Annotated in this window: 21 protein-coding genes; 9 read left to right on the top strand and 12 right to left on the bottom strand. The window is 69.2% G+C overall.

Annotated elements, in window-relative coordinates; translation table 11 throughout:
• Positions 1 to 36: 36 nt before the first annotated feature.
• Together ACN9MP_RS01265 and ACN9MP_RS01260 are read right to left on the bottom strand one after the other, a co-directional pair.
• Positions 37 to 1071: a sugar ABC transporter substrate-binding protein gene (locus ACN9MP_RS01265; protein ID WP_426323212.1), complete on the bottom strand. Its 1035-nt coding sequence runs from the start codon at positions 1069 to 1071 to the stop codon at positions 37 to 39.
• Between the two features lie 84 nt (positions 1072 to 1155).
• On the bottom strand, positions 1156 to 2247 hold the full coding sequence (locus ACN9MP_RS01260) for an ABC transporter permease (RefSeq protein WP_426323210.1): 1092 nt from the start codon (positions 2245 to 2247) through the stop codon (positions 1156 to 1158).
• 253 nt (positions 2248 to 2500) lie between these two features.
• Here ACN9MP_RS01260 and ACN9MP_RS01255 point away from each other — a divergent pair, with 253 nt between their 5' ends.
• The 6 genes from ACN9MP_RS01255 to ACN9MP_RS01230 are packed head-to-tail and all read left to right on the top strand — an operon-like array spanning position 2501 to position 8276.
• Positions 2501 to 3229 carry an SDR family NAD(P)-dependent oxidoreductase gene (locus ACN9MP_RS01255; protein ID WP_426323208.1) on the top strand — a complete coding sequence of 243 codons (729 nt, stop codon included), beginning with the start codon at positions 2501 to 2503 and terminating at the stop codon, positions 3227 to 3229.
• Positions 3226 to 4764 carry a xylulokinase gene (xylB, locus tag ACN9MP_RS01250; RefSeq protein WP_426323206.1) on the top strand — a complete coding sequence of 513 codons (1539 nt, stop codon included), beginning with the start codon at positions 3226 to 3228 and terminating at the stop codon, positions 4762 to 4764. Before ACN9MP_RS01255 ends, xylB begins: the two co-directional genes overlap by 4 nt.
• Positions 4761 to 5384, top strand: coding sequence for a glucose-6-phosphate isomerase family protein (locus tag ACN9MP_RS01245; protein ID WP_426323204.1), 624 nt, complete (start codon positions 4761 to 4763; stop codon positions 5382 to 5384). The genes xylB and ACN9MP_RS01245 overlap by 4 nt, the downstream gene beginning before the upstream one ends.
• On the top strand, positions 5381 to 6349 hold the full coding sequence (locus ACN9MP_RS01240; protein WP_426323202.1) for a shikimate dehydrogenase family protein: 969 nt from the start codon (positions 5381 to 5383) through the stop codon (positions 6347 to 6349). The genes ACN9MP_RS01245 and ACN9MP_RS01240 overlap by 4 nt, the downstream gene beginning before the upstream one ends.
• A gap of 5 nt (positions 6350 to 6354) precedes the next feature.
• Complete coding sequence (locus ACN9MP_RS01235) at positions 6355 to 7257, top strand: SIS domain-containing protein (RefSeq protein ID WP_426323200.1); 903 nt, start codon at positions 6355 to 6357, stop codon at positions 7255 to 7257.
• A complete protein-coding gene (locus tag ACN9MP_RS01230; protein WP_426323198.1) occupies positions 7254 to 8276 on the top strand; it encodes an aldose 1-epimerase in 1023 nt (340 codons plus the stop codon). Before ACN9MP_RS01235 ends, ACN9MP_RS01230 begins: the two co-directional genes overlap by 4 nt.
• Before the next feature lie 184 nt (positions 8277 to 8460).
• Here the strand turns inward: ACN9MP_RS01230 and ACN9MP_RS01225 are convergent, their stop codons facing one another.
• Positions 8461 to 9582 (bottom strand): Gfo/Idh/MocA family protein, encoded by a 1122-nt coding sequence (locus ACN9MP_RS01225; RefSeq protein ID WP_426323196.1) that lies wholly within the window; start codon positions 9580 to 9582, stop codon positions 8461 to 8463.
• Positions 9579 to 10469: a sugar phosphate isomerase/epimerase family protein gene (locus tag ACN9MP_RS01220; protein WP_426323194.1), complete on the bottom strand. Its 891-nt coding sequence runs from the start codon at positions 10467 to 10469 to the stop codon at positions 9579 to 9581. The genes ACN9MP_RS01225 and ACN9MP_RS01220 overlap by 4 nt, the downstream gene beginning before the upstream one ends.
• A gap of 179 nt (positions 10470 to 10648) precedes the next feature.
• Here ACN9MP_RS01220 and ACN9MP_RS01215 point away from each other — a divergent pair, with 179 nt between their 5' ends.
• From ACN9MP_RS01215 to ACN9MP_RS01205, 3 genes are read left to right on the top strand one after another with little or no spacing between them, the layout of a single operon-like run.
• The gene (locus tag ACN9MP_RS01215; RefSeq protein ID WP_426323192.1) at positions 10649 to 11602 is read left to right on the top strand and encodes an NAD(P)-dependent oxidoreductase; all 954 of its coding nucleotides are present in this window, start codon (positions 10649 to 10651) and stop codon (positions 11600 to 11602) included.
• Positions 11599 to 12270 carry a bifunctional 4-hydroxy-2-oxoglutarate aldolase/2-dehydro-3-deoxy-phosphogluconate aldolase gene (locus ACN9MP_RS01210; protein WP_426323190.1) on the top strand — a complete coding sequence of 224 codons (672 nt, stop codon included), beginning with the start codon at positions 11599 to 11601 and terminating at the stop codon, positions 12268 to 12270. Before ACN9MP_RS01215 ends, ACN9MP_RS01210 begins: the two co-directional genes overlap by 4 nt.
• Positions 12257 to 13267, top strand: coding sequence for a phosphotriesterase family protein (locus tag ACN9MP_RS01205; protein WP_426323188.1), 1011 nt, complete (start codon positions 12257 to 12259; stop codon positions 13265 to 13267). Before ACN9MP_RS01210 ends, ACN9MP_RS01205 begins: the two co-directional genes overlap by 14 nt.
• Before the next feature lie 13 nt (positions 13268 to 13280).
• Here ACN9MP_RS01205 and ACN9MP_RS01200 read toward each other — a convergent pair whose 3' ends face one another.
• From ACN9MP_RS01200 to ACN9MP_RS01165, 8 genes are all read right to left on the bottom strand, one after another.
• Positions 13281 to 14468 (bottom strand): acyl-CoA dehydrogenase family protein, encoded by a 1188-nt coding sequence (locus ACN9MP_RS01200; RefSeq protein WP_426323186.1) that lies wholly within the window; start codon positions 14466 to 14468, stop codon positions 13281 to 13283.
• Complete coding sequence (locus ACN9MP_RS01195; RefSeq protein WP_426323184.1) at positions 14461 to 15615, bottom strand: CaiB/BaiF CoA transferase family protein; 1155 nt, start codon at positions 15613 to 15615, stop codon at positions 14461 to 14463. Before ACN9MP_RS01195 ends, ACN9MP_RS01200 begins: the two co-directional genes overlap by 8 nt.
• Before the next feature lie 135 nt (positions 15616 to 15750).
• Positions 15751 to 17028 carry a D-arabinono-1,4-lactone oxidase gene (locus tag ACN9MP_RS01190; RefSeq protein ID WP_426323182.1) on the bottom strand — a complete coding sequence of 426 codons (1278 nt, stop codon included), beginning with the start codon at positions 17026 to 17028 and terminating at the stop codon, positions 15751 to 15753.
• Positions 17025 to 18029 carry a 3-hydroxyacyl-CoA dehydrogenase family protein gene (locus ACN9MP_RS01185; protein WP_426323180.1) on the bottom strand — a complete coding sequence of 335 codons (1005 nt, stop codon included), beginning with the start codon at positions 18027 to 18029 and terminating at the stop codon, positions 17025 to 17027. The genes ACN9MP_RS01190 and ACN9MP_RS01185 overlap by 4 nt, the downstream gene beginning before the upstream one ends.
• Complete coding sequence (locus tag ACN9MP_RS01180; RefSeq protein WP_426323178.1) at positions 18026 to 18529, bottom strand: ribose-5-phosphate isomerase; 504 nt, start codon at positions 18527 to 18529, stop codon at positions 18026 to 18028. The genes ACN9MP_RS01185 and ACN9MP_RS01180 overlap by 4 nt, the downstream gene beginning before the upstream one ends.
• Positions 18526 to 20274 (bottom strand): dihydroxyacetone kinase family protein, encoded by a 1749-nt coding sequence (locus ACN9MP_RS01175; RefSeq protein ID WP_426323176.1) that lies wholly within the window; start codon positions 20272 to 20274, stop codon positions 18526 to 18528. Before ACN9MP_RS01175 ends, ACN9MP_RS01180 begins: the two co-directional genes overlap by 4 nt.
• Entirely contained in the window at positions 20271 to 21254 is a 984-nt protein-coding gene (locus ACN9MP_RS01170) for a sugar phosphate isomerase/epimerase family protein (RefSeq protein ID WP_426323174.1), read from the bottom strand. The genes ACN9MP_RS01175 and ACN9MP_RS01170 overlap by 4 nt, the downstream gene beginning before the upstream one ends.
• The gene (locus tag ACN9MP_RS01165) at positions 21251 to 23635 is read right to left on the bottom strand and encodes a glycoside hydrolase family 3 N-terminal domain-containing protein (RefSeq protein WP_426323172.1); all 2385 of its coding nucleotides are present in this window, start codon (positions 23633 to 23635) and stop codon (positions 21251 to 21253) included. The genes ACN9MP_RS01170 and ACN9MP_RS01165 overlap by 4 nt, the downstream gene beginning before the upstream one ends.
• Between the last annotated feature and the right edge of the window lie 44 nt (positions 23636 to 23679).

Below are 23679 nucleotides of genomic sequence, written 5' to 3'. Positions count from 1 at the left end.
CCGATGGCCCGTGGTGTACGGCGGATGGAGCCGGTATCAGTTGAGCGCCGGCAGGTTGCCCCACAGCGAGTCGTCGTCGACGTTGCTGCTGTCGGCGATGAACGGATCGATGATCGTGTCCTCGGGGAAGTCCTCGCCTGCGAAGAACGCGATGATGTTGTCGGCGGTCAGGCTGCCCATCTCGATCGCGTCGTAGACGACGGTCGCGTCCTGCACGCCCTCGCGGATGCGATTCAGCGCCAGCGGCGTGCCATCGTGGCCGACGATGACGACGTGGCCGTCCTCACCGGCGACCGCGGTCTTCCCGAGGTGGCGCAGGGCCTCGACGGCGCCGCGGATCATCTCGTCGTTGTGCGACCAGATGCCCGCGATGCCGGGGTCGGTCGTGAACGCGTCGAGGACCATCGTGTTGGCGTTCTCGGCTGTCCACTCGGTCTTGAGGTCGCGCACCTCGATGTTGGGGTGGTCCTCCATCTCGGCGTCGAAGCCCTCCTTGCGCTCGTTCGCCTGCTTGGAGGCTTCGCCGCCCTGGAGCTGGAGCACGGTGCCCTCGTCGTTGATCGCCGCGGCGAGCGTCTGCGCGCCGAGTGCGCCGGCGGCGACGTTGTCATAGCCGACGAACGATGTGTAGTCGACGCCCTCCGGCAGCGACTCGACGATGAAGACGGGAACGCCCTGCTGATTGGCCTTCTGGATGGCCGCGGTCATGAGCGCCGGGTCGACGGGGTCGATGATCAGCGCATCGGGCTGCTGGGCGAGAGCGTCCTGGACCTGAGTGGTCTGCAGGTTCGGGTCGGACTTGCCGTCGAGCGTCGTGACGGTGGCGCCCGCTTCGGTCAGCTTGTCCTCGAGCGTCGTGGTGAGGCCGACGATGAACTCGTACTGCTGACCGAAGCTGATGTACGAGATGCGCTTGCCCTCGATTCCGCTTCCGTCGCTTTCCGCCGCCGCACCGGCGGACGCGCTCCCGCCGCTGGCGCAGCCGGCGGCGGCGATCGCGAGTGCCCCGGTCAGGGCCAGTCCGGCCGCGGCCCGGCGGAACCGGTTCTGGGTGCGTGCATGGTTCGTCATGACGATGTGCTCCTTTGCTGTTAGATCGTCGTCAGGGTGTTGCAGGTGTGGGTGCCCTGGGCAGGCTGGTCTGGAACGGCGCGGTCAGCTCGTCGGGGCCGGGTCCTTCGCCACTTCTTGCCGGGCGAGCTCGGCCTCGCGTTCCGCCTCTGCCCGCTTCTGCTTCTCCAGCGCCCGCCGGGCGAGCGCGGGCTCGAGCTTGAGGCGCCGGTAGACGTCGACTCCGGCGGCCAGGATGATGACGACGCCGCTGACGACGAGGTCGAAGTTGGCGGGGACGGCGAGCAGGTTGATCGAGTTCTGCACGAGGCCGAGGAGCAGCACGCCGAGGAGCGTTCCGCTCACACGGCCCTCTCCCCCGAAGAGGCTCGTGCCGCCGATGACGACGGCCGCGATCACGACGAGCTCCAGGCCCGTGCCGGCGGTGGCCGAGCCGGCACCGAGCCGCACTGTGATCATCAGTCCGCCGACGGACGCCAGGATGCTCGACACCATGAACGCGAGGATCTGGATGCGATCGCTGCGGATGCCGGAGAACCGCGCGGCGACCTTGTTGCCGCCCACGGCGTAGACAGAGCGGCCGAAGCGCGTGTGGGAAAGTGCGATGTGCGCGACGACGGCGATCACGATCGCGAAGATGATGAACACCGGGATCCCGGCGATCGTCGCGTTGCCCGCCGCGGCCAGATCCGAGGGGATGGGGGCGAGGTTCGACCCGCCCGTGTAGATGTAGGCGATACCGCGCGCGATGCTCATCATGCCGAGCGTCACGATGAGCGACGAGATGTGGAACTTCGTGGTGACGAAGCCGTTGACGAACCCGATCAACGCGCCCATCGAAAGGCAGATGATCACGGCGAGCCAGGTCGGCAGGCCCGATTCTGTCGTCAGGCCGACGACGAAGACCGACGAGATCGCCACGACGGCGCCCACCGACAGGTCGATGCCACCCACGAGGAGCACGAACATCTGTCCGATCGCAACGACTGCGACGAGGCTCGACACGTACAGGACGTTCGTGAAGTTGACCGTGGTGAAGAAGACCGGCGAGATCGCACTCATCACCACGATCCCGATGAGGATCACGAGCAGAAGGCCGAACCGGTTCAGCAATGTGACGGGGTTGGCGGCTATCTGGAACCGCGATGGGCGGCGGTCTGAGATGGAAATCGACATTGATTCTGCTCCTGCACGGCAAGCGGGCTCACGACGGGTTGGTTGAATGTTTACTACATCAAATCTCGGTTCGCAAACCTGAGATCGATGCATACATGGTCCATTTCTTCGCGGAAAATCCGCATAGCGCTGATTTTCCGCCGAAAAGCGCGCCTCTGGCGGGGAGCCGGAGGATGGCAGTGTTGCGCGAGCGCCGCTCGTCTATGTAGTTTAGCTACACCAACTGTGAGATCGAGATTCGAAGGAGACCCTCGTGACGAATCGCTTTTCCGGTCGTCGTGTCGCCGTCGTCGGCGCTGCCGGCGGAATCGGTGCGGAGATCGCCCGTTCACTCGAGGCGCAGGGCGCCGAGGTGTACGCGCTGGACCTCCGTGAGCCGGACCAGGCAGGCGCCGGTCGCTTCATCCCCATGGACATCACCTCCGAGGAGTCGGTCCGGGATGCCGTCGCCACGATCTACGCCGCCGGCGAGGCGCCGGTCGACCTGGTGAACTCTGCCGGGATCGTCGAGAACGACGTGGCTGCCGAGGACATGCCGATGGAGACCTATGACCGGGTCATGGGCGTCAACCTCCGCGGGACGTTCCTGACATGCCGCGAGTTCGGCCGAGAGTTGCTGGCCCGAGGTGGCGGCGCCATCGTCAACGTCGCATCCATGTCCGGCAACGCGGTGGTCAACGAGCCGCAGAAGCAAAGCGTCTACAACACCTCGAAGTCCGGTGTCTCCGCGTTGACCCGCTCCCTGGCGGTGGAATGGGGCGGACGCGGGGTACGCGTCAACGCCGTCTCCCCCGGCTACGTCGACACTCCGCTCAACGCCCTCAAGAAGCACATGCACGCCCACTGGACCGAGGGCACGGTCGTCGGCCGTTTCGCCACAGTGCAGGAGGTGGCCGGCGCGGTCGAATACCTGCTGAGCGACGAGGCGGCCTACTGCTGTGGGACTGAGCTCCTGATCGATGGCGGGTTCAGCCTCCGATGAGCACCGGCGCAGCGATCATCGCGCACGATCTGGGAACCACAGGGAACAAGGCGACACTCGTAGACGAAACGGGCGTTGTCGTGGCGGCCACGACGGTGGCGTACTCCACCGACTTCGGTTCGCACGGAAAGGCTGAGCAGGATCCCGGGGCGTGGTGGCATGCGGTCGCAGAGGCGACTCGCACGCTGCTCGCGCGGGTCCCCGGTGCGCGCGAGCGGATCGCTGCCGTGTCCTTCTCCGGTCAGATGATGGGAGCGGTCTTCCTCGACGGCGCCGGCGAGCCGGTGCGGCCCGCGATGATCTGGGCGGACACCCGATCCACCGCGCAGGCAGACCTCCTCATCGACCGCATCGGCATGAGCGACGGCTACGCCATCACCGGCCACAGACTGAACGCCACGTACTCGTTGCCCAAGATCATGTGGCTGCGAGACAACGATCCGGACGCGTTCGGGCGTACGCGCCGAGTCGTCTGCGCGAAGGACTACGTCGCGTACCGACTGACGTCCGAGCTCGCCACCGACCCGTCCGACGCCAGCGGTATGAATGCGTACGATCAGCGCTCCGGCACGTGGTCGGAGGACATCCTGACGGCCGCCGATCTCGCACCCTCGCTGTTCGCGCCGATCGTCCAGTCCACCGCCGTCGTGGGCGTCGTGACCGCCGACGCGGCGAGGATCACGGGACTCCTCGCGGGAACCCCGGTCGTGATGGGTGGCGGCGACGGCCCCATGGCGGCACTCGGCACCGGCATCGTGGACTCCGGGTCGGGCGCATACGCCTATCTGGGATCGTCTTCGTGGGTGTCGTATGCCTCGAGCGCACCGCTTCACGACCCGCAGATGCGCTCGATGACTTTCAACCATGTCGTGCCGGGGATGTTCGTGCCGACGGCCACCATGCAAGCCGGCGGAGCGTCCCTTCAGTGGATCGTCGAGATCTTGCAACCCGAGGGAGGCGACTACGCTCAACTTCTCCGCGCAGCCGCCGGCGCCTCGGCATCCGCAGACGGGCTCTTCTTCCTTCCTCACCTCCTCGGCGAGCGATCTCCCTATTGGAACCCGCATGCGCGGGCGGCCTTCGTCGGGCTCGCCCGCCACCACAGCCAAGCGAATCTGACCCGGGCGGTGCTCGAGGGCATCGCCTTCAACCTCTACTCGGGGCTGCGCGCCTTCACGGACAACGGGGCGCGGATCAGCACGGTCCAGGTGATCGGCGGCGCCGCCCGCTCCGACGAAGTCCTCTCCCTCCTGAGTGACATCTGGGGTATGGGGATCCGTCGTCGCGCACTCGTCGACGAAGCGACAGCCCTCGGTGCCGCGATCGTCGGCGGCGTCGGCGTCGGCGTCTTCGACGGCTTCCAGATCGCCGAGCGGCTCTCCAGGACAACCGGGACGTTCTCTCCTTCTGAGACCGCCCACCCGACCTATGTCGATGCGCACGCCTCGTTCGTCGACGCATACCGGCGCCTCGAGCCTTGGTTCGAACGGTCCCCCTCTTCGCCCGGACTCGCGACGACAGGAAAGAATCGATGAGCTCTTATAATCCCCTGATTGCGGAACCAGCCCGATTGAAGGTGCTCGTCGACCGCGGCACGATGTCCGGCGCCAACGCCCGGTACGAGAAGCGCCTCGCGGATCTGACGGGCCTCTACCGGGATGACTCCGCTTTTGCGGCCGCACTCGGCCGCGATGACGGCGAGCCCGTCTACGTCGTGGAGAGCAGCACGGTCGAGGAGGGCACAGGCGCGCTCACGATCGGGATCAGCACAGTCCAGCCCGGCCGTATCGGTGCGGAGTTCTCCATGACCCGGGGGCATATCCATGCTCACCCCGAGTTCGCCGAGCTCTACTACGGCCTCAGCGGTACCGGTGTGATGCTGATGGAGACTCTCGACGGCGAGTCCCGCGCCATCGAGATCACGCCCGGAGTCGCAGTTCACGTGCCCGGCCACTGGATCCACCGCAGTGTCAACGTCGGCGACACGCCCTTCTCCACACTGTTCTGCTACGCCGCCGAGGCCGGACAAGACTACGGAGTGATCGAGCAGGCAGGTGGCATGCGGCGCCTTGTGGTGTCCGGCCCAGAATCCTGGACGCTCGCCGACAACCCCGACCACGTCGGATACCGTCGCGAAAGCGAGTTCCCGTCATGACCGCCTTCCCCACCATGACCAGCGAGACCCTCCGCCCGGCCACGAGACCGACTCTCTACTTCATCGGCGTTTCCACGGGCAGCTCGTCCATCCAGAAGGTCTTTCCGCGCTGGGCTGAGGCACTGGGCCTGGAGGGAGCAGTGCTGCAGGGTATCGACCTCCCGATCCACGCCGATGCCGATGTCTACCGCCGCACCGTTGATTTCATCGCCAACGACCCGCTGAGCCGTGGAGCCCTCGTCACCACCCACAAGATCGACCTGTACCAGGCCGCATCCGACCTCTTCGATGTCCGGGATGAGTTCTCCACCATGATGGGCGAGACCAGCTGCATCTCGAAGAGCGAGGCGGGCCTGGTGTGTCACGCGAAGGACCCGATCTCGAGCGGCCTCGCCCTCGACGCTTTCGTTCCCGACGGCCACTGGTCTCGTACCGGGGGGGACGTGTGCCTGCTCGGCGCCGGCGGCAGCAGCATCGCGATCAGCTGGTACTTGAGCCAGCTGACGCGCGCCGACCGGCCCGGTCGCATCGTCGTCACGAACCGCTCCTCCGCCCGGCTCGACCACATCCGCGAGTTCCACGAGGGTCTCGACACCGACACGCGCTTCGAGTACGTCCTCGCACCGGAACCGGAAGTGAACGACGCCGTCGTCGCCGCATTGCCGGCGGGATCTCTCGTCGTGAACGCGACCGGCCTCGGCAAGGACGCTCCCGGCTCGCCGCTGACGGATCGGGCCGAGTTCCCCGAGGAGTCGCTCGCATGGGAACTCAACTACCGGGGCGATCTCGTGTTCCTGGAGCAGGCGCGGCGCCAGCACCCCCATCGCGTGCGGCATGCCGAAGACGGATGGATATACTTCCTCCACGGCTGGACCCAGGTCATCGGCGAGGTTTTCGCGATCGAGATCCCCACCCGAGGTCCGGTATTCGACAGCCTCTCGGAACAAGCACGTGGGGCGCGATGAGAACCATGACCGGAGGGCCCTCCGCGGGCATGCTGCTGGAGACGATCGCTGACCGACGCGACTTCCTTCGGGCCTCGGAACAGAAAGTCGCCGATCTGGTACTGAACGACGCGACGCAGGTCATGAGCTACAACATGGCCGGCCTCGCGGAAGCCGCCGGCGTGAGCGAGCCCACGGTGATGCGGTTCTGCAGCGCGATCGGATTCGACGGGTTCCGCTCGTTCAAGATCGAGCTCGCGCAGACGATCGCGCTCGGTCTGCCGATGACGCTCTCCGCGATCGGCGCCGACGACAGCTTGCAGGACCTGACGGGAAAGGTCTTCAGCCGGACCATCAGCAGCCTCGACCGCGCACACCGGCATCTGGACGACCGGATCATCGGCGATGCGATCGACCTCATGCTCGACGCCGGCGAGGTGATCTTCGTCGGCGCGGGCGCGAGCGGCATCGTCGCGCTCGACGCGCAACAGAAGTTCCCGCTGTTCGGGGTGCCGTGCCAGGCCCCCGCCGATTACCACCAGCAGTTCATCTCCGCGTCCATGAGCGGCCCATCGACGGTCGTCGTCGCGATCTCGAACACCGCGCGCACCGAGACCGTCATCCGCGTCGCGAAGCTCGCCAAGCAGAAGGGCGCGAAGGTCGTCGCGATCGTCGGCGACAACGGCCCGCTCGCGGACGTCGCCGACGTGGCGATCCACGTCAACACCTTCGAGGACACCGACCTGTACACCCCGACCGTGAGCCGGCTCGCCGGCCTCGTCGTGATCGACGTCATCGCCACGGGCGTGTCGATCCGGCGGGGAGCGGCCGCTGCGGAGCGCATCCAGGCGATGAAGACCGAGCTCGCTCAGATGCGCGCGGAAGCGCCGGGAGACCTTGACACCCACGAAGACGAGGACGAGAGATGAGCACCGCCACGATCGACATGCGCATGCGGCTCGCGACGGAGGCAGGCCTCACGGCGTTCGTCGTCGAGAGCGACGACGGCGCCGTCGTCGCCCGGATCTCGCCGGTCGGTGCGACCCTCCTCAGCTGGCGCGCGTCCGATGGCTCCGCGTCGTACGATCTCGTCGACGGATACCAGGATGCCGCCGAGCTCACCGAGCAGGCGGGTGTGCGAAACGCTGTCATGGCGCCCTTCACGAACCGGGTCCGTGACGCGCGCTACGGCTTCGACGGCGAAGAGCACGACCTGACGGCATCCGCCACCGGCTCGCCGCCGCTTCTTCTCCACGGCATGTTCCGCACACGCCGCTTCGCCCCCGTCGAGTCCATCGCGACCGCGGACTCGTTCATGCTCCGCCTTCGTAACCAGCAGCTCGTCGAGCCGGTCGCCGACCCCATGCCGGGCTACCCGTTCGCCGTCGGGCTCGACGTCGTCTACGTCCTGAGGCGTGACTCGATCGCGATGGACATCATCGCGACGAACCACGGAGAGTCGGCCGCCCCGGTCACGCTGGGCTGGCATCCCTACTTCACTCTCGGAGCCCCCGTCGACCAGCTCGTGCTGCACGTCGACGCCGCCGCACGCGTAGCCACCGACGACGCGCTCATCCCGCTCGACGGCGACGCCGGAATCGTGGAGCTGAGCGATGGCGACGCACTCGACTTCCGGCATCCGCGGCAGGTGGGCTCCGCCGTGATCGACACCTGCTTCACTGGGCTCGCGACCGCATCGGACGGCCTGCACCACACGTTCATCCAGAACCCCGCCACCGGCGTTGGCCTGGACGTGTGGCAGGAACGCGGCTCGATGCACGTCTACACCGCCGACCACCTGGAACGCGGCCCGCGCGCCTCCATCGCGCTCGAGCCCGTCGAGGCCCTCACGAACGCGTTCAACCGCCGCGATCAGGCCGACCTCGTGCGGCTCCAGCCCGGTCAGGCGCGCGCGTTCCGGTTCGGCGCGCGCCTCATCACGACCTGACGCCGACTGAGCCTGAACCCACGGCGACACGGAAGGGCGGCTGCGACGGGGTCGCGGTGTGCCTACGACACGTCTCCCCGGCATCGCCCACCGACACAACCGCCGGATACGCGAGACGCTCGGCTGGATATCCCAGCCGAGCGTCTGCGTGATCCGGTGACGACCACTTCTGTATCGGTTTGGATCAGGCGCGGCGGCCCACCGTCGTGCGCTCGCCGGATGCCGCGGCCGCGGTGATCGCCGCCGCGACGCGCGCCGCCTGCGCGCCGTCCGCGAACGTCGCCGCGTGCGGTGCCACCTCGCCACGACCACGGACGGCCTCGACGAAGTGCGCGAGCATGTTGATGTGAGAATGCTCCCAGCCGAGCACGTGGCCGCTCGGCCACCACACGTCCATGAACGGGTGCTGCGCCTCGTTCACGATGACGTCCGCGAAACCGTCGGTCGCCCCGCCCGTGCGGCGGAACACCTTCAGAACGTTGAGCTGCTCGAGGTCCCACGCCAGGCTCCCCCGGGACCCGTTGATCTCCCATGCCAGCATGTTGCGACGCCCGGGAGAGATCAGGCTCGCGGACAGGCCGGCGGTGGCGCCGCTGTCGAACTGCAGCACAGACGACACCGTGTCGACGGGCTCCGCCTTGCTGGCATCCGTGACCGGGTTCGTGATGTACGCGGATACCGTGGCGATCTCGCCGACGAGGTAGCGCGCCTGGTCGATCGCATGGCAGCCGATGACGTCCAGCGCCCCCGTCGACGTGGGCAGCTGGTCAGGCGCACCGGTCCGCCACTCCTGCGAGTAGCGGAACGTCGCCGAATAGATGTCGCCGAGCTCGCCGTTGCGGATCATCTCGTGCGCGAGGCGCACGGCGGGGACGAACCGGTAGTTGAAGCACGTCATGTTCAGCACGCCGGCCTCGGCCGCGGCATCCGCCAGCTGGTCGGCCTCCTCCACTGTGCCGGCGAGCGGCTTCTCGCATACGACGTGCTTGCCCGCGCGGATCGCAGCGAGCGTGGGCTCGAAGTGCGTCGCGTCCGAGCCGACGTTGTCGAACACGTCGATGTCGGGGTCGTCGACGATGTCGCGCCAGTCGGTCGCGTAGTTCGTCCAGCCGTAGCGGGAGGCGGCTTCCGCTACGGCGGCCTCGGTGCGCCCCGCGATGGTCCGCATCCCGATGCGTGCGGCGTTCGGCCAGAACATGTACGGGATGGTGCGCAGCGCATTGCTGTGCGCTTTGCCCATGAACCCGTAACCCAGCATGCCGAAGTTCACCTCGGGGCGCTCGTCGGCAGGAGCGGGAGTGGTCACGCCGCGGCCGCCTTCGTGCTCGGGAGGTCCGCGACGATCGACTTCAGGAACTCGATGCTCTGGGTCACGTTCTCCTCCTCGGTGCGCTCGTCATACGGCGACGCCAGCAGATCGAGCTCGATCGCGAGCGAGCCCGTGAACCCGACAGCCTCGAGCTCCTGTGCGATGCCGTGGAAGTCGATGAGGCCCTCGCCTGCCGGGCAGCTGGGCCAGAAGAGGAAGCGCTCCGACGGCGCGCCGCCACGACGCGTCGTGATGTCCTTCGTGTGCGTCGCGACCGTGTAGGGCGCGAGACGGCGTGCAGCCTCGACCGGGTCCTCGTACAGACGCAGGGCGTTCCCGGTGTCGAAGTTGACCTTCAGGCTGTCAGACCCGACCTCATTGAGGATGTCCATGATCTCTTTCGACGTGAAGTCGATGTGGTTCTCGATCGCGAGCGTCACGCCCTCGTCCTCGGCGACCTTCACGGCCTTCTTCAGCATCTCGGCCGAGGCGACGACCTGCGGGCCGTGCGGCTCGTCGACGTACAGCATGCTCGACGCGACGATGCGCATGATGTCGGCGCCGACGGCGCGGGCGCGCGGGATGTGTCGGATGAGGTCCTCCAGCGCCTCGGCGTCCTGCCCGCGGTGCAGGCCGTCCGGGTGGCCCCAGCCGATGACCCGACGCAGGCCCTTGTCGTCGAGGCTCTCCTTCAGCGCCGCGCAGTACTCGTCATCGAACGCCGGGTAGAACAGCGTCTCGAGCGCGACCTCGTCGACCTGGAGCGATGCGGCGAAAGGAACGAAGTCGTCCTTCATGTCCCAGCGGGTACCCGGGTCCTTCTGCATGTCGTACACCTCCCCGAAATAGCGATGGAAGCTGTAGCTGTCGATGCCAACAAGCACGGCGGTACTCCTTGATCTGTTTGTGGACTCTTCGGCGAATCCTGTAGTTATACTACGAAAAGGCTCGCGGCAAAGCAAGAAGTCGGCCGCCTGCTCGCGCAGAATTCGGCCATTCTCACGGCCGCAGCTCGCTATGTGGTAGTTGTACTACACCAAACATCGTCGAAGAGGACTACACCATGCCATCCGCGCTCGGCCGCATTCTCGTGACGCCACGATCCCTGACCATCGACGGAGATGGATCTCCACTCCTCGAACCGCTCCGGAGAGCGGGCTACGAGGTGATCACCGGGCGTCCCGGCCACACACCATCGGCAACCGAACTCCGCGCACTGCTTCCGGGAGTTGTGGGCTGGCTCGCCGGCGTCGAGCCGATCACGGCCGATCTGCTCGAGGTTGCCGACGAGTTGCGGGTCATCAGCCGCAACGGCACCGGCACCGACTCCATCGATCTCGAGGCGGCACGCCTTCGCGGTATCCGTGTCGAGCGGGCGCTGGGCGCCAACGCGCAAGGCGTGGCAGAGCTTGCTGTCTCGCTGGCCCTCTGCGCGCAGCGCGGCATCCCGTGGTCGAGCGACGGTGTCAAGGCCGGCACCTGGCAGCGCGACCTGGGACGAGAGCTTCGCGACATGACCGTCGGAATCGTGGGGCTCGGTGCGATCGGTGGGGAGGTGGCCCGCATCTTCGCGGCGCTGGGCGCATCCGTGCGCGGATACGACCCCGTGGCCGGCAGTTCGCCGATCGCGGTTGCGGATGTCGGCGACGTCTTCGTCGGCGCCGATGTCGTGAGCCTGCACGCTCCCCCGCTCGCCGACGGGCGCCCGCTCGTGACCGCTTCCCTTCTCGGGGTCATGCGGCCGGGGAGCGTGTTGGTCAACACGGCCCGATCGGCTCTCGTCGACGATGACGCCGTGCTGATCGCTCTGAACGAGCGCACTCTGGGCGCGTACGCCGTCGACGCGTTCGATACCGAACCGCCGACGGTCACCCCGCTGCTTCGTCATCCCCGTACCATCTGCACTCCGCATCTGGGCGGATACACCGAATCGAGCGTGCGGCGCGCAACAGAGGCGGCCGTCACCAACCTGCTCAGCGCCCTCAACTCGCTCGCCCAGCCAGAAGGAATCTCGTGAATCTCACCGCGTCGTCACACCCGGCAATCGCAGAGTCCCGTCGGCACGGGGTCATCGCGGTGCTCCGGGCTCCCAGCGCCGAGCTCGCCATCAACGCCAGCGAGGCGTTGATCCGCGGGGGAATCCGCGCAATCGAGGTCACGTACACCACGCCCGACACCCCCGTCGTCATCCGGAGGCTCATCGATCGCCACGGCCCGGGGCTCCTCGTCGGCGCCGGCACGGTCCTCTCCCCGCGTCAGGCCCGCGAAGCGGTCGATGCCGGAGCAAGGTTCCTGGTCTCCCCGGGCACCATCCCCGCCGTGGCGGAGGCGATGATCGAGACCGGGGCAGCGGTGATGATGGGCGCCCTCACCCCGACGGAAGTGATGATGGCTGTCGAGCTCGGTGCGGACGTCGTGAAACTGTTCCCGTCATCTCTGGGGGGCCCCGCCTACCTGCGGGCGCTGCGCGGTCCGTTCCCCGACGTGCCGTTGATGCCTACCGGAGGGGTGACGGCCGAAAACATGGGCGACTGGTTCGCCGCCGGGGCGTTCGCCGTGGGCGCGGGCGGCGACCTCACCCCGAGCTCGGCCATAGCAGCTGAGAACTGGGCGGAGATCGAACGGATCGCCGGCCGGTTCACGGCGGCAAGAGCGAGAGCACTCGCCGGCGATGACGCCCGCTGAGTCCTGCCCTGCCGTCAGCGACCGCCGGGTGCGAACGGTCGACGGCGACATACCGGCTGCAGAACTCGGCGTGACGGACTACCACGAGCACATGTTCCAAGCGTCGCAGCTGCTACCCGGGGAGGAACTCGACGACGAGGAGCGCAGCGCGAGCGAGGCGTCGATGCTGCGACAGTCCGGCTTCGCCGCGATGATCGACGCCACCCCCATCGGCCTGGGTCGACGACCCGCCGCACTCCGGCGCGTCGCCCGCACAGCCCGTATCCGGATCATCGCCACAACGGGCCTGCACAAGCAGGAGCACTATCCGGAAGATCACTGGGTCCTCCGCGCGGACGAGGGCACGCTCTCGGCCTGGCTCATCGGCGATCTCGAGGACGGGATGGCGGTCTCAGACGAGCGTGCGACCCGCACGGCGGTCGAGTCGGGCATTCGTGCCGGGATCATCAAGGTCGGCATAGGGTACTGGCGGATCACTCCCTTCGAGCGCCGGGCGATCGATGCGGCCGGAGCCGCACACGCCCGTACCGGCGCACCGGTGATGGTGCATCTCGATCACGGCAGCGCAGGCCACGAGGTCACCGCGCTCCTCGCCGGGGCAGGGGTGCCGGCCGAAGCCGTCGTCCTCGCCCATGTCGACCGCAACCCGGACCCATACCTGCACGCCGATCTGGCGGCCGCCGGAGCATATCTCGGCTACGACGGCTTCGCGCGCCACCGCGAGTGGCCCGACTCCACTCTGATCGAGTGCATGCTGACCGCTGCAGCCAACGGCGCGGCGGAACGCATCCTGATCGGCGGCGATGTGGCCAGACGCACCCGGTATCGCGCCTATGACGGGATGCCGGGACTCGCCTATCTCGGCGACCATGTCCTGCCGCGCGTGAGAGCGCAGACCGATCAAGCGACACTGGATCGATTCCTGATCCACAACCCCGCTCGCCTGCTCGGCCGCTTTCCCGGTTGCGTCGGCCTGGCCGGCAGCGGCCAGGGCTGATGTGGGGATGCTCTCAGGCGAAGGCCGACAGACCGGTGAGGGCGCGTCCGACGATGAGGGCATGGATCTCGTCGGTCCCCTCGTAGGTCCGCACCGCCTCCAGGTTGGCCATGTGCCGCATGACCGGGAACTCCGAGGTCACGCCATCGCCGCCCAGGATGGAGCGGGCCGTGCCCGCGATCGCGATCGCCTCGCGGACGTTGTTGAGCTTCCCGACGCTGATCTGCGCGTGCGAGAGGGTGCCGGCATCCTTCTGCGCACCGAGATGGCGCGCCAGCAGCACCCCCTTCTCGTACTCCACGAGCATGTCGGCGAGCTTGGCCTGAGTGAGCTGATACGCCCCGATCGGCTCACCGAACACCACCCGGCTGCGCGCCCGGTCGATCGCCGCCGACAGGCATGATCGCGCCGCCCCCATGACGCCCCAGACGATCCCGTACCGGGCCTCGTTGAGGCACGAGAACGGCCCGCGCAGGCCTACGGCGCCGGGCAGCAGGGCGTCGGAGGCGACCTGCACGTCATCCAGCGTGATGTCGCACTGGATCGACGCGCGCATCGCATGCTTGCCGGTGATGGCCGTCGCGGTGAACCCGGGCGTATCGGTAGGGACGAGGAAGCCCCGCACGCCGTCGTCGGTCTGCGCCCACACGACGGCGATGTCCGCGACCGTGGCGAGCCCGATCCACCGCTTGGCTCCCGTGATCACCCAGCCGTCGGCGGTGCGCTGAGCGACCGTGCGCATGGCACCCGGATCGCTCCCGCCGCTCGGTTCGGTGAGGGCGAAGCACCCGACCGCCCGCCCCGCGGCCATCTCGGGAAGCCATCGCTGCTTCTGCTCTTCCGACCCGAACTTCGCGATCGCCGTCATCGCGAGGGATCCCTGCACCGAGACGAACGTTCGCCATCCGCTGTCGATCGCCTCGAACTCCAGGCAGACCGCTCCATAAGCCGTCGCCGAAGCTCCCGCGCAGCCGTAGCCGGAGATGTGCATGCCGAGGAAGCCGGCGGCGCCGATCTCCTCGATCAGCTCGCGGCGGAAGTGCTGCGCCTCGAAGTCTTCCTCGATCGTCGGTGCGATCCGGCGCCGCGCGAACTCCCTCGCCCGCAGCTGCCAGTCACGCGCGTCCTCCGGCAGGATCGCGTCGACGGAGAACACGGCCTCCAGCCCGGATCCGGCGGTTTCGAGCGTCTGCTCAATCATGCTGTCCCTCCTTGGTGCGAGCGCGGGATACAGATGTCCGTGCTCCGACGCGCGGTCCGATCGGCGGCGGCGCGGTGCGGTAGTCGACGGGGGTGGCGCTGAAGCGGATGGGATCGGCGACCTGGCGCACCCCCGCCACATCGACCACGGGTTCGAGGCCGAGCCTCTCGGCGTAGGCGAATGCCTCGGCCACGGTGTTCACGGGGGCGGCCGGCACACCGCGTGCCATGAGTCGCTCGACCCATGTCTCCGCGTCCTCCAGGCGGAGGCGGTCCTCCAGTTCGACGACGAGATCCTCCCGGTTGCGCACCCGCGACTCGTTCGTCCGGTATCGATCGTCTGTCGCCAGCGCGGGCGCCCCCACGAGCTCGGCCAGCACGGCGAACTGCGCGTCGGTGCCGACGGCGAGCGCGATCGTGCGATCGGCGGCGCGGAGCACTTCATACGGCGCGATGCTCGGATGGGCGTTGCCCAGCCGCCCGGGTTCCACGTCCGCCAGGACATATCCGGATGCCTGGTTCGCAAGGGCCGACAGGAGGCTCGAGAGCAGATTGACCTCGATGTGCTGACCGCATCCGGTGGACTGCCGGGCATGAAGCGCCGCGAGGATGCCCGTGACCGCGTGCAGCCCGGTGATGACGTCGACCAGTGCCACGCCGACCTTCATCGGGGGTCCGTCCGGCTCCCCGGTGATGCTCATCAGCCCGCCGGCTGCTTGCACGAGCAGATCGAAGCCCGGCAGATCGCGGCCGCCGTGCGTGCCGAACCCCGAGATCGAACAGTAGATCAGGCGCGGATTCAGCTCGCTCAACTCGGCGAAAGACAGGCCGCGCGCGGCGACCGTCCCCGGACGCGCATTCTCGATGAAGACGTCTGCCTCGGCGATCAGCGCCCGCAATTCCGCGACATCCGTTTCGTCGTGGAGGTCGGCGGTGACCGCCGTCTTGTTGCGGTTGACGGCCGCGAAATACGTGGAGTCGCCCTCAGCCGTGGTCGGCGGCTTCCACGAACGGGTCTCGTCCCCGACGCCGGGACGCTCCACCTTCAGCACCTCTGCTCCCATGTCGGCGAGAAGCATCGTGGCATAGGGACCGGCCAGCACGCGGGACAGGTCGACGACACGGATCCCCGAGAGCGCGCCGGTCATGCCGAGTCCCGGATGCCGGGGCCTGCGGCGCGTCCTCCGAGCAGGTGCAGGCAGCGCATACTCGATCTTCTCCTACGCCGGAGGCCGGGGTGCGCCCGATCCTCCACGCCGACCCGGGACGACGCCTGCGCGCGCTCACAGCCCCAGCCGTGCGAGGAAATCGTTGCGGAAGACGCCCCGCGGGTCGAGGCGCTCGCGCAGCTCGGCGAAGTCGGTCCAGCGCGGGTAGAGCCGCGGCATCCGCTCGTCCGCTCCTTCGAGGGTGAACAGCTTCCCCCAGTGCGGCCGGGCGTCCATGGGCTCGAGAGCCCGCTCGATGAGCGGCAGCAGACGCTCGACGCCGGCCTGGTCGGGCTTCCACGTGAAATGGATGCCGAGCACATCGGCTCCGTACGCCGACGACAGCCAGAGATCGTCCCGCGCCACGGTCCGCAGCTCGCACACCTGAAGCAGCGGCGCGACGCGGTCCGCGAGGTCGCGCATCGTCGCGATCGCCGCGACGGCGTGCCGGCGCGGGACGAGGAACTCCGACTGCAGTTCCTCGCCGTTGGACGGCGTGAACTCGAGCTTGAAGTGCGGGAGTCGGGCGTACCACTCCCCCGGTGCGCCGAGCTGGTCGGTGCAGCTGTCGGCCGAGACGTCGGGAAGCGGATGCCTCTTGACCGACGCCTTCGCGGCGCCCAGGACCGCCTCGGGCAGGGTGCCGGCCGCGTCCGCGCGACGCTTCACCCACAGCTGGTCGACGACGTCCGGGTCACGCCAGGTGTGGAACATCGACACGCTGTAGCCGAGGCCCGTGACCGCCTCGAGATCGTCGAGCACCGCGTCGAGCGGGAGGCGCTCGTAGACCGTCTGGGCGACGTCGAACGCCGGGACGAGGTCGAGTTCGAGCGCGGTGACGATGCCGAGCGCCCCGAGCGAGACGACGACGCCCTCGAAGTCGGCGTCTCCGCGACGGAACGTGCGCAGCTCGCCGTCCGCGGTGACCAGCTCCACGCCCGCGACCGCGGACGCGAGCGAGGACACCGCGTCACCCGAGCCGTGGGTTCCGGTCGCGACGGCACCGGCGAGCGAGATGTGCGGCAGCGACGCGAGGTTGGCCAGCGCCCACCCTTCACGGTGAAGGGCGGGCGCGAGATCGCCGTAGCGCAGGCCGGCCGCTGCCCGCACGACGCCGCGCTCGCTGTCGATGCCGACCTCGGCGGGCAGCCGGCTCGAGACGACGTGCAGCCCGTCGGTGTCGGCGATCGTGTTGAAGCAGTGACGGCTGCCGAGCGCCTTCACGCGATCGGCGGAGCGCACCACGTCCGCCAGTTCGTCGAGAGAGCCCGGGGCGACGACGTCCGCCGCGCCGTACACCACGTTCGAGGCCCAGTTGCGCGTCACGGCCGCCGTCGGCCCGGCGGTGCTCATCGCCCCGTCGCCTGCGCCGTCGCCTCGGCGGTCGCGTCGGCCGTCGCTCCGGCAGGCGCGTCGAAGGGCGAGGGGCCGAGCTCGTCGAGCAGCTCCTTCATCTTGGCGTAGGCCCGGTTGCGGTAGGCCACGAGCTCGGCGATGCGCTCGGGATCGATCGCGCGGAACCCGGCTCCCGACTTCGTGCCCAGCTCTCCGCGCTCGATGCGCTCGGTGAGGATCGCGGGCGTCGCGAAACGCTCGGGGAAGTCCCCCTGCAACGATGCGTAGCAGAATGCGTACACGTCGAGGCCCGCCATGTCGGCGATCGCGAACGGCCCGAAGAACGGCAGACGGAAGCCGAAGGTCGAGCGGACGATCGCGTCGATGTCCTCCGGCGTCGCGATGCCCTCGTCGACCAGCTGCGTCGCCTCGTGGAACAGCGCGTACTGCAGGCGGTTCAGCACGAAGCCGGTCGCGTCCTTCACCCGGGCGCCGATCTTGCCGCTCTCGGCGAGCAGCTGCTCGGCGGCGGCGATCGCGCTCTCGGCGGTGGCGGGGTGCGGGATGAGCTCGACGCCCGGAACGAACGGCGCGGGATTCGAGAAGTGCACGCCGAGGAACCGCTCCGGGTTCACCACGGCCTCGGCGAGCCTGGTGATCGAGATGGTCGACGTGTTGCTGCCGATGACGGCGGTCGCGTTGGCCTGCGAGATGCGGCGGAGCGTGTCGTGCTTGATCTCGATCCGTTCCGGCACCGCCTCCTCGATCAGCTCGGCGTCGGCGACGGCCTCCTCGATGCTCTGCGCGGCCGAGATGTGGCGCGTGACGAGCTCGGTGGCTCCCGCGGGGAAGAGCCCCTGCGCTTCGAACTCGGCCGTCTCGGTCCTGATGCGCTCGAGGTTCGAGGCGGCGATCTCGGCAGTGACGTCCGAGATCACGACGTCGTGGCCGGCGAGCGCGAACACCTGCGCCATGCCGCCACCCATGTAGCCACTGCCGACGACGGCGATACGGGTCATGAGCTGGCCTCCACGTTCTGGCCGGCGGCGCCGAGATCGGCGGCGCGGTCGTACGACTCGATGGCGGCGACCTTCGACGCCGACGACGACGACGGGTCGAAGCGGTAGCCCAGCCACTCCGACACCAGGCGCTTGGCGAGCTCGAGCCCGATCACACGCTGACCCATGGTGAGCACCTGCGCGTTGTTGCTGAGCACCGAACGCTCGACCGAGTAGCTGTCGTGCGCGGTGACCGCGCGGATGCCGGGCACCTTGTTCGCCGAGATCGCCACGCCGAGACCGGTGCCGCAGATGAGCAGCGCGCGGTCGGCGTCGCCTGCGGCGACGCGGCGCGCAGCCTCGACCGCGACATGCGGGTAGTCGGTGTGCTCGTCACCGCCCACTCCGACGTCGGTGACGGCGGCGACCCGCGGGTCGGCCTCCAGCAGGGCCTTCAGTGCCGACTTGTACTCGAAGCCGGCATCGTCGCTTCCGACGACGATGCGCAGGGTGTCGCTCATCGCTCTTCCTTTCGAGAGATCTGTTCGTGGGATGCCGCGGACTCGCGCGCGACCTCGGCGATCGCGGTGGCGATCAGCGCCAGCGACGTCGCGCCGGCGTCGGGATGCCCGATGCTCTTCTCGGCCAGCGGGCGGGCGCGGCCGAGGGCCGGTCGCAGGGCCGACGTGGCGGCCGCGGCATCGGTGGACGCGCGAGCGGCGGAGCCGAGCGCGGCGACGAGGTCGTCACCGGCATCCAGCCGCTCGGCGAGCACCCTCGCGAACGGTTCGAGGGCGTCGACCATGGTCTTGTCGCCGACGCTCGCTCCCCCGCGCGAGGTGACGGCGTCGAGGGCGGCGCGCGCCGCGCCGGGGGCGGTCGTGCGCGGATCCGCGCCGCCGCTGTCGAGCGTGCGTCCGATGGATCGGAGCATCGCGCCCCACAGTGCTCCCGAGGTGCCCCCGGCCTTCTCGCTCCACGCGTCGCCCGCCGCGGCGAGCATGGCCGACAGTCCGGCCGCAGGGTCGGCGGCCTCACGCGCCGCGTCGACGCCGGTGCGCATGCCCACGCCGTGGTCGCCGTCGCCGGCGATGGCGTCGATGCGGCCGAGCTCCACCTCGTGCTCGTGGATGGTGGCGCGTGCGGCGTCGAGGCAGGCGAGAGCGAAGACGGCGGCGGACTTCGACCAGTCCGACGCCTCGGGCGCAGCAGCGGTCTCGGCGGCCTCGACCTCTTCGTCCTGCGTGTCGCCTGCGGCGGCGGCGACCTGGACCGAGCCCTTGCGGTACGCCGGCGTGTACGCGGGCGCCGCCCACAGCGGCTCGAGTTCGTCGTCCAGCCAGAAGAAGGTGAGGGATGCCCCGGCCATGTCGAGGCTCGTCACGAGCTCGCCGACCTCGGGCTGCACGATGGCGATGCCCGCCGCCTCGAGCCTGGCCGCGACATCGCCGTACAGCACGAAGAGCTCCTCGTACTTCACCGTGCCCAAGCCGTTGACGATCACCGCCACCCGGTCGCCGCGGTCTTCGGGCACGTCGGCGAGCAGCGCCTCCACCAGCGTCTCGGCGAGCTCGGCCGACGTCGTGCGCGGCACGTCGCGGATGCCGGGCTCGCCGTGGATGCCCAGGCCGATCGACATCATGCCGTCCGGGACGGTGAACAGCGGCTCCGCGGCGCCGGGGAAGGTGCAGCCGCCGAACGCGACGCCGAGCGTGCGGGTGCGGTGGTTCGCGTGCCGCGCCAGCCGCTCGACCTCGTCGATCGAGTCGCCGCGCTCGGCGGCGGCGCCGGCAACCTTGAAGACGACGAAGTCGCCCGCGATGCCGCGGCGCTTGTCGATCTCGTCCTGGGGTGCACTGGCGATGTCGTCGGTGCACAGCACCGTGCGGGCGTCGATGCCTTCCTCGCGCAGGCGCTCTTCCGCCTCGCCGAAATGGAGCACGTCACCGGCGTAGTTGCCGAAGCTGAACAGCACGCCGCCCCCGCGGTTCGCGGCCTTGGCGACGCGGTACGCCTGGCCGGCCGACGGCGAGGTGAAGATGTTGCCGCACACGGCGCCGGCCGCCAGGCCTGCCCCGACGACGCCGGCGAAGGCGGGGTAGTGCCCGGAGCCGCCGCCGACCACGAGGGCCACCGAGCCCCGCGGGGCGGGTGCGGCGCGGACTACGCCGCCGTCGACGGCGCGGACGAGGTCGGCGTGCGCCGAGACGAAGCCGGCCAGGGCCTGCGGCACGAAGTCCTGGGCGTCGTTGGCGATGCGGGTCATGAGGCACCTCCGTCGTGGCGCGGCTGCCGCACCCTGCTCGTGCCCAGGGCGTACCCCTCGCGCTTGGGCAGCGCGTGCCGGCGCAGGTAGTCGCGGTTGTCAGCGCAGACGCTGAGCCCGTCGCCGCCGTAGTTCTCGACGCAGATGACGCCCTGGAAGCCCTGCTCGATCGCGTATCTGAAGGCGCGGCGGTAGTCGATGAGGCCGTACTGCATGGGAGCGGGCACCGCGAAGTAGCTGTCGCGGGCGGCGTCCTCGTCGCGCGCGTAGTTCTTCACGTGCCAGAAGTTGGCATAGGGAACCGTCTTCTCCACCAGGTCCCACCACGGCTCGACCGGCCGGTGCAGGCGCACGAGGTTGCCGATGTCGGGGTTCAGGCCGACGTTGTCCATCCCGATGTCCTGCACGAGCCGCACCGCGGAGTCGGCCGTGCCGAGGAACGTGTCCTCGTACATCTCCAGGGACACCAGCAGGCCGAGTTCGTCGGCGTGGCGGCCGAGCTCTCGCAGCCGGCCGACGGCGAGGTCCCAGTCGGCCGGGTCATCCTTGTGGCCCTCGACCGTCCAGAACCACAGCTGCGCCTGCTGCTGCGGCGTCAGCGCCTGGTGGAGCCCGAACGACACCGTCTCGATGCCGAGGGCGGCCGCGGCATCCAGCGTCCGATGGCTGTACGCGAGGTTCGCATCGCCGTTCTCGTGGTCGATCACGCTGCAGCGGATCGCCGAGATCGATGTCGGCACGACCCCCGCCTCGGCGGCGACCGTCCGCAGGTCGCGCAGACCCTCGGCGCTCAGGTCGCCGACCCGCAGCCACGAGTCGGTGATGTCGATGCGGTCGAAGCCGGCATCGGCGATCTCGGCCAGCGGACCGGCCCATTCCTGCGGGCCCGCCTCGGTGACGCTGCGGCCGTCGGCCGTGCGACCGGGAAAGGGAAGGGCTGCGGCCGCGATCGGCCAGTTCTCAGCGGTGAGGCCGGTCACGCGGCATCCTCCTGGGTGGTCTCGTCTTTCGTGTCGGGACGGCCTTCGACGGTGGTCTCGACGCCGGTGACGAGCACGGGCTCGTCGACGACGCGGACGGTGCCCCGGATCGTCAGCGCGGCCGGCGCGGTCACCTGGGCGAGCGAGAGGCCCGCGGTGAGGTTCACGAGCCCGGGCTCGACGATGCGGCGCCGCTCGAGTCCGGTGAACGAGAATCTGTCGGCGTGCAGTTCGAAGGCGACGGATGCCGCGGCCCCCGCCTCCAGCCAGACGCGCGCGTACCCGACCAGCTGCTGCACGGGCCTGGTCACCTGGGCGACCGGATCGGCGCTGTACAGCTGCACGACGGTCGCTCCGGCGCGATCGCCGGTGTTCTCGAGCCTCACCGTCGCGCGCACGGTCCCGTCGTTCGCCATCTCCTCGCGGTCGAGCGACACGTCGCCGAGCTCGAACGTCGTGTACGACAAGCCGTGGCCGAACGGGAACGCCGGAGCGATCGACAGGCTGCTGATGCGGTCGCCGTCCTGGCCGAGCGGCGGGGCGAGGTAGGTGTGCGGCAGCGCGCCGTCGGTGCGCGGAATCTGCACCGGCAGGTGACCGCTCGGGTTCACCGTACCCGTGAGGACGCCGGCGATCGCCGCGGCTCCCTCGACGCCGGGCAGGAAGGACTGCACGATCGCCGCGGCACGACCGGTGTACGCGCCCAGGGCGTACGGACGACCCGACAGAACGAGCAGCACGACCGGCTTGCCGGTGTCCAGGAGCGCCTCGACGAGCCGGCCCTGGTCTCCGGGGAGGTCGAGGCCCGGGGCATCCGATCCCTCTCCGGAGGTGCCTTTGCCGAACATCCCGGCGCGGTCGCCGACCACGGCGATCACCACGTCGCTCGCGGCCGCCGCGTCGACGGCCCGCGCGAGCTCGGCCTCGTCGGCCGGCTCGACCAGCGGCGTGCCCCGCAGGGCGACCACCTCGGAGCCGGATGCCGCGGCCCGCAGTGCGTCGGGGATCGAGGTCGCGTCGATGCCGAGCCCCATCTCGGGATGCCGCGGCATGACGTGGATGGGGTACGAGTACGCGCCCATGAGGGCGCCCGGGTCGTCGACGCAGGGACCGATGACCGCGATGCGCCCGGCGGCGGAGGGGAGTGGGAGGAAACGCTCTCGGTTGTCGAGCAGGATGATCGACTCCTCCGCGAGGCGGCGGGCGATGTCGCGGTTGCGGGCGCTGTCGATGTCGACGTCTGCGGGTTCCGCCGGCGCCCAGCCGTCGTCGAGCAGGCCCAGCTCGATCTTCTGCCTCAGCACCCGGCGCACGGCGGTGTCGACGTCGGAACGGGTGCGTGCGGGGTCGGGGTCGCCGTCGTCGAGGAGGCGGTAGGCGGCGATGTCGGGCAGCTCGACGTCGATGCCGGCGTGGAGCGCGAGACGGCCCGCCTCCGCCATGTCGGCGGCCACGCCGTGCTTTGACTTGAGGAACGCCACCGCCCAGTAGTCCGACACGACGGTGCCGTCGAAGCCCCACTCGTCGCGGAGCAGGTCGGTCAGGAGCCACCGATCGGCTGCCGCGGGCACGCGGTCGAGCTCGGTGTAGGAGTTCATGACGCTCGCGGCGTCGCCGACGCGCACCGCCATCTCGAACGGGGGCAGCACGAGGTCGCGCAGCTCGCGCTCGCCCATCGCGACGGGGGCGTGGTTGCGGCCGCCGCGCGAGGTGGCGTGACCGGCGAAGTGCTTGAGGGTGGCGATGACCCCGGCGTCCTGCAGGCCGGCGACGTATGCGGTAGCGAGCGTCGCGACGACGTAGGGGTCTTCGCCGAGCGTCTCTTCGACGCGACCCCAGCGATAGTCGGTGACGACGTCGAGCACGGGCGAGAGGCCCTGGTGCACCCCGACGGCCGCCATGTCGGAGCCGATCGCGCGGGCCATCTCTTCGACGAGCTGGGGATCGAAGGTCGCCGCCCAGGCCATCGACGCGGGGTACACGGTCGCGCCGAGCGTGGTGAAGCCGGTGAGGCATTCCTCATGAACGACCCCGGGGATGCCGAGGCGGGTGCTGTCCATGAGGTGTCGCTGCGACGCCCGCACCTTCTCCATGCCCTCGCGCGCAGTCACCGGAGTCGTCCCGAACACGCGGGTCAGATGCCCGATGCCCTCGGCGACCGCCTCCTCGAAGGGAGGCCTGCCCTTCGACAGGACGTCCTGCATCGGCGCGATGATCTGCGTCGAGTCTCGCGTGTCGGCCCAGTAGCTGCCCAGCTGCGCGATCTTCTCCGCCGGGGTCATGGCAGCCAGGAGCGCCTCGACCCTCGCCTCGGTGCCGGCGGCCGGATCGGCCCATTCGGGCGACTTCGTCTTCGTCGGAACGTCAGGTGCGTTCGTCATCTTTGACTCTCTAAATATTTGTTCTTGACGACAACATTTCTAGC

It is taken from the genome of Microbacterium sp. E-13, assembly GCF_049912955.1.
Lineage (GTDB): Bacteria > Actinomycetota > Actinomycetes > Actinomycetales > Microbacteriaceae > Microbacterium.
The sequence above is the reverse complement of the archived record's forward strand: the minus strand, read 5'-3'. Positions and strand labels throughout refer to the sequence as shown.

Bases quoted from the DNA above. Each gene is read 5' to 3' on its own strand.
- ACN9MP_RS01265 (WP_426323212.1), bottom strand. From the start codon at position 1,071: ATGACGAACCATGCACGCACCCAGAACCGGTTCCGCCGGGCCGCGGCC.
- ACN9MP_RS01260 (WP_426323210.1), bottom strand. From the start codon at position 2,247: ATGTCGATTTCCATCTCAGACCGCCGCCCATCGCGGTTCCAGATAGCC.
- xylB (WP_426323206.1), top strand. From the start codon at position 3,226: ATGAGCACCGGCGCAGCGATCATCGCGCACGATCTGGGAACCACAGGG.
- ACN9MP_RS01245 (WP_426323204.1), top strand. From the start codon at position 4,761: ATGAGCTCTTATAATCCCCTGATTGCGGAACCAGCCCGATTGAAGGTG.
- ACN9MP_RS01240 (WP_426323202.1), top strand. From the start codon at position 5,381: ATGACCGCCTTCCCCACCATGACCAGCGAGACCCTCCGCCCGGCCACG.
- ACN9MP_RS01235 (WP_426323200.1), top strand. From the start codon at position 6,355: ATGACCGGAGGGCCCTCCGCGGGCATGCTGCTGGAGACGATCGCTGAC.
- ACN9MP_RS01230 (WP_426323198.1), top strand. From the start codon at position 7,254: ATGAGCACCGCCACGATCGACATGCGCATGCGGCTCGCGACGGAGGCA.
- ACN9MP_RS01215 (WP_426323192.1), top strand. From the start codon at position 10,649: ATGCCATCCGCGCTCGGCCGCATTCTCGTGACGCCACGATCCCTGACC.
- ACN9MP_RS01205 (WP_426323188.1), top strand. From the start codon at position 12,257: ATGACGCCCGCTGAGTCCTGCCCTGCCGTCAGCGACCGCCGGGTGCGA.
- ACN9MP_RS01200 (WP_426323186.1), bottom strand. From the start codon at position 14,468: ATGATTGAGCAGACGCTCGAAACCGCCGGATCCGGGCTGGAGGCCGTG.
- ACN9MP_RS01195 (WP_426323184.1), bottom strand. From the start codon at position 15,615: ATGACCGGCGCGCTCTCGGGGATCCGTGTCGTCGACCTGTCCCGCGTG.
- ACN9MP_RS01190 (WP_426323182.1), bottom strand. From the start codon at position 17,028: ATGAGCACCGCCGGGCCGACGGCGGCCGTGACGCGCAACTGGGCCTCG.
- ACN9MP_RS01185 (WP_426323180.1), bottom strand. From the start codon at position 18,029: ATGACCCGTATCGCCGTCGTCGGCAGTGGCTACATGGGTGGCGGCATG.
- ACN9MP_RS01180 (WP_426323178.1), bottom strand. From the start codon at position 18,529: ATGAGCGACACCCTGCGCATCGTCGTCGGAAGCGACGATGCCGGCTTC.
- ACN9MP_RS01175 (WP_426323176.1), bottom strand. From the start codon at position 20,274: ATGACCCGCATCGCCAACGACGCCCAGGACTTCGTGCCGCAGGCCCTG.
- ACN9MP_RS01165 (WP_426323172.1), bottom strand. From the start codon at position 23,635: ATGACGAACGCACCTGACGTTCCGACGAAGACGAAGTCGCCCGAATGG.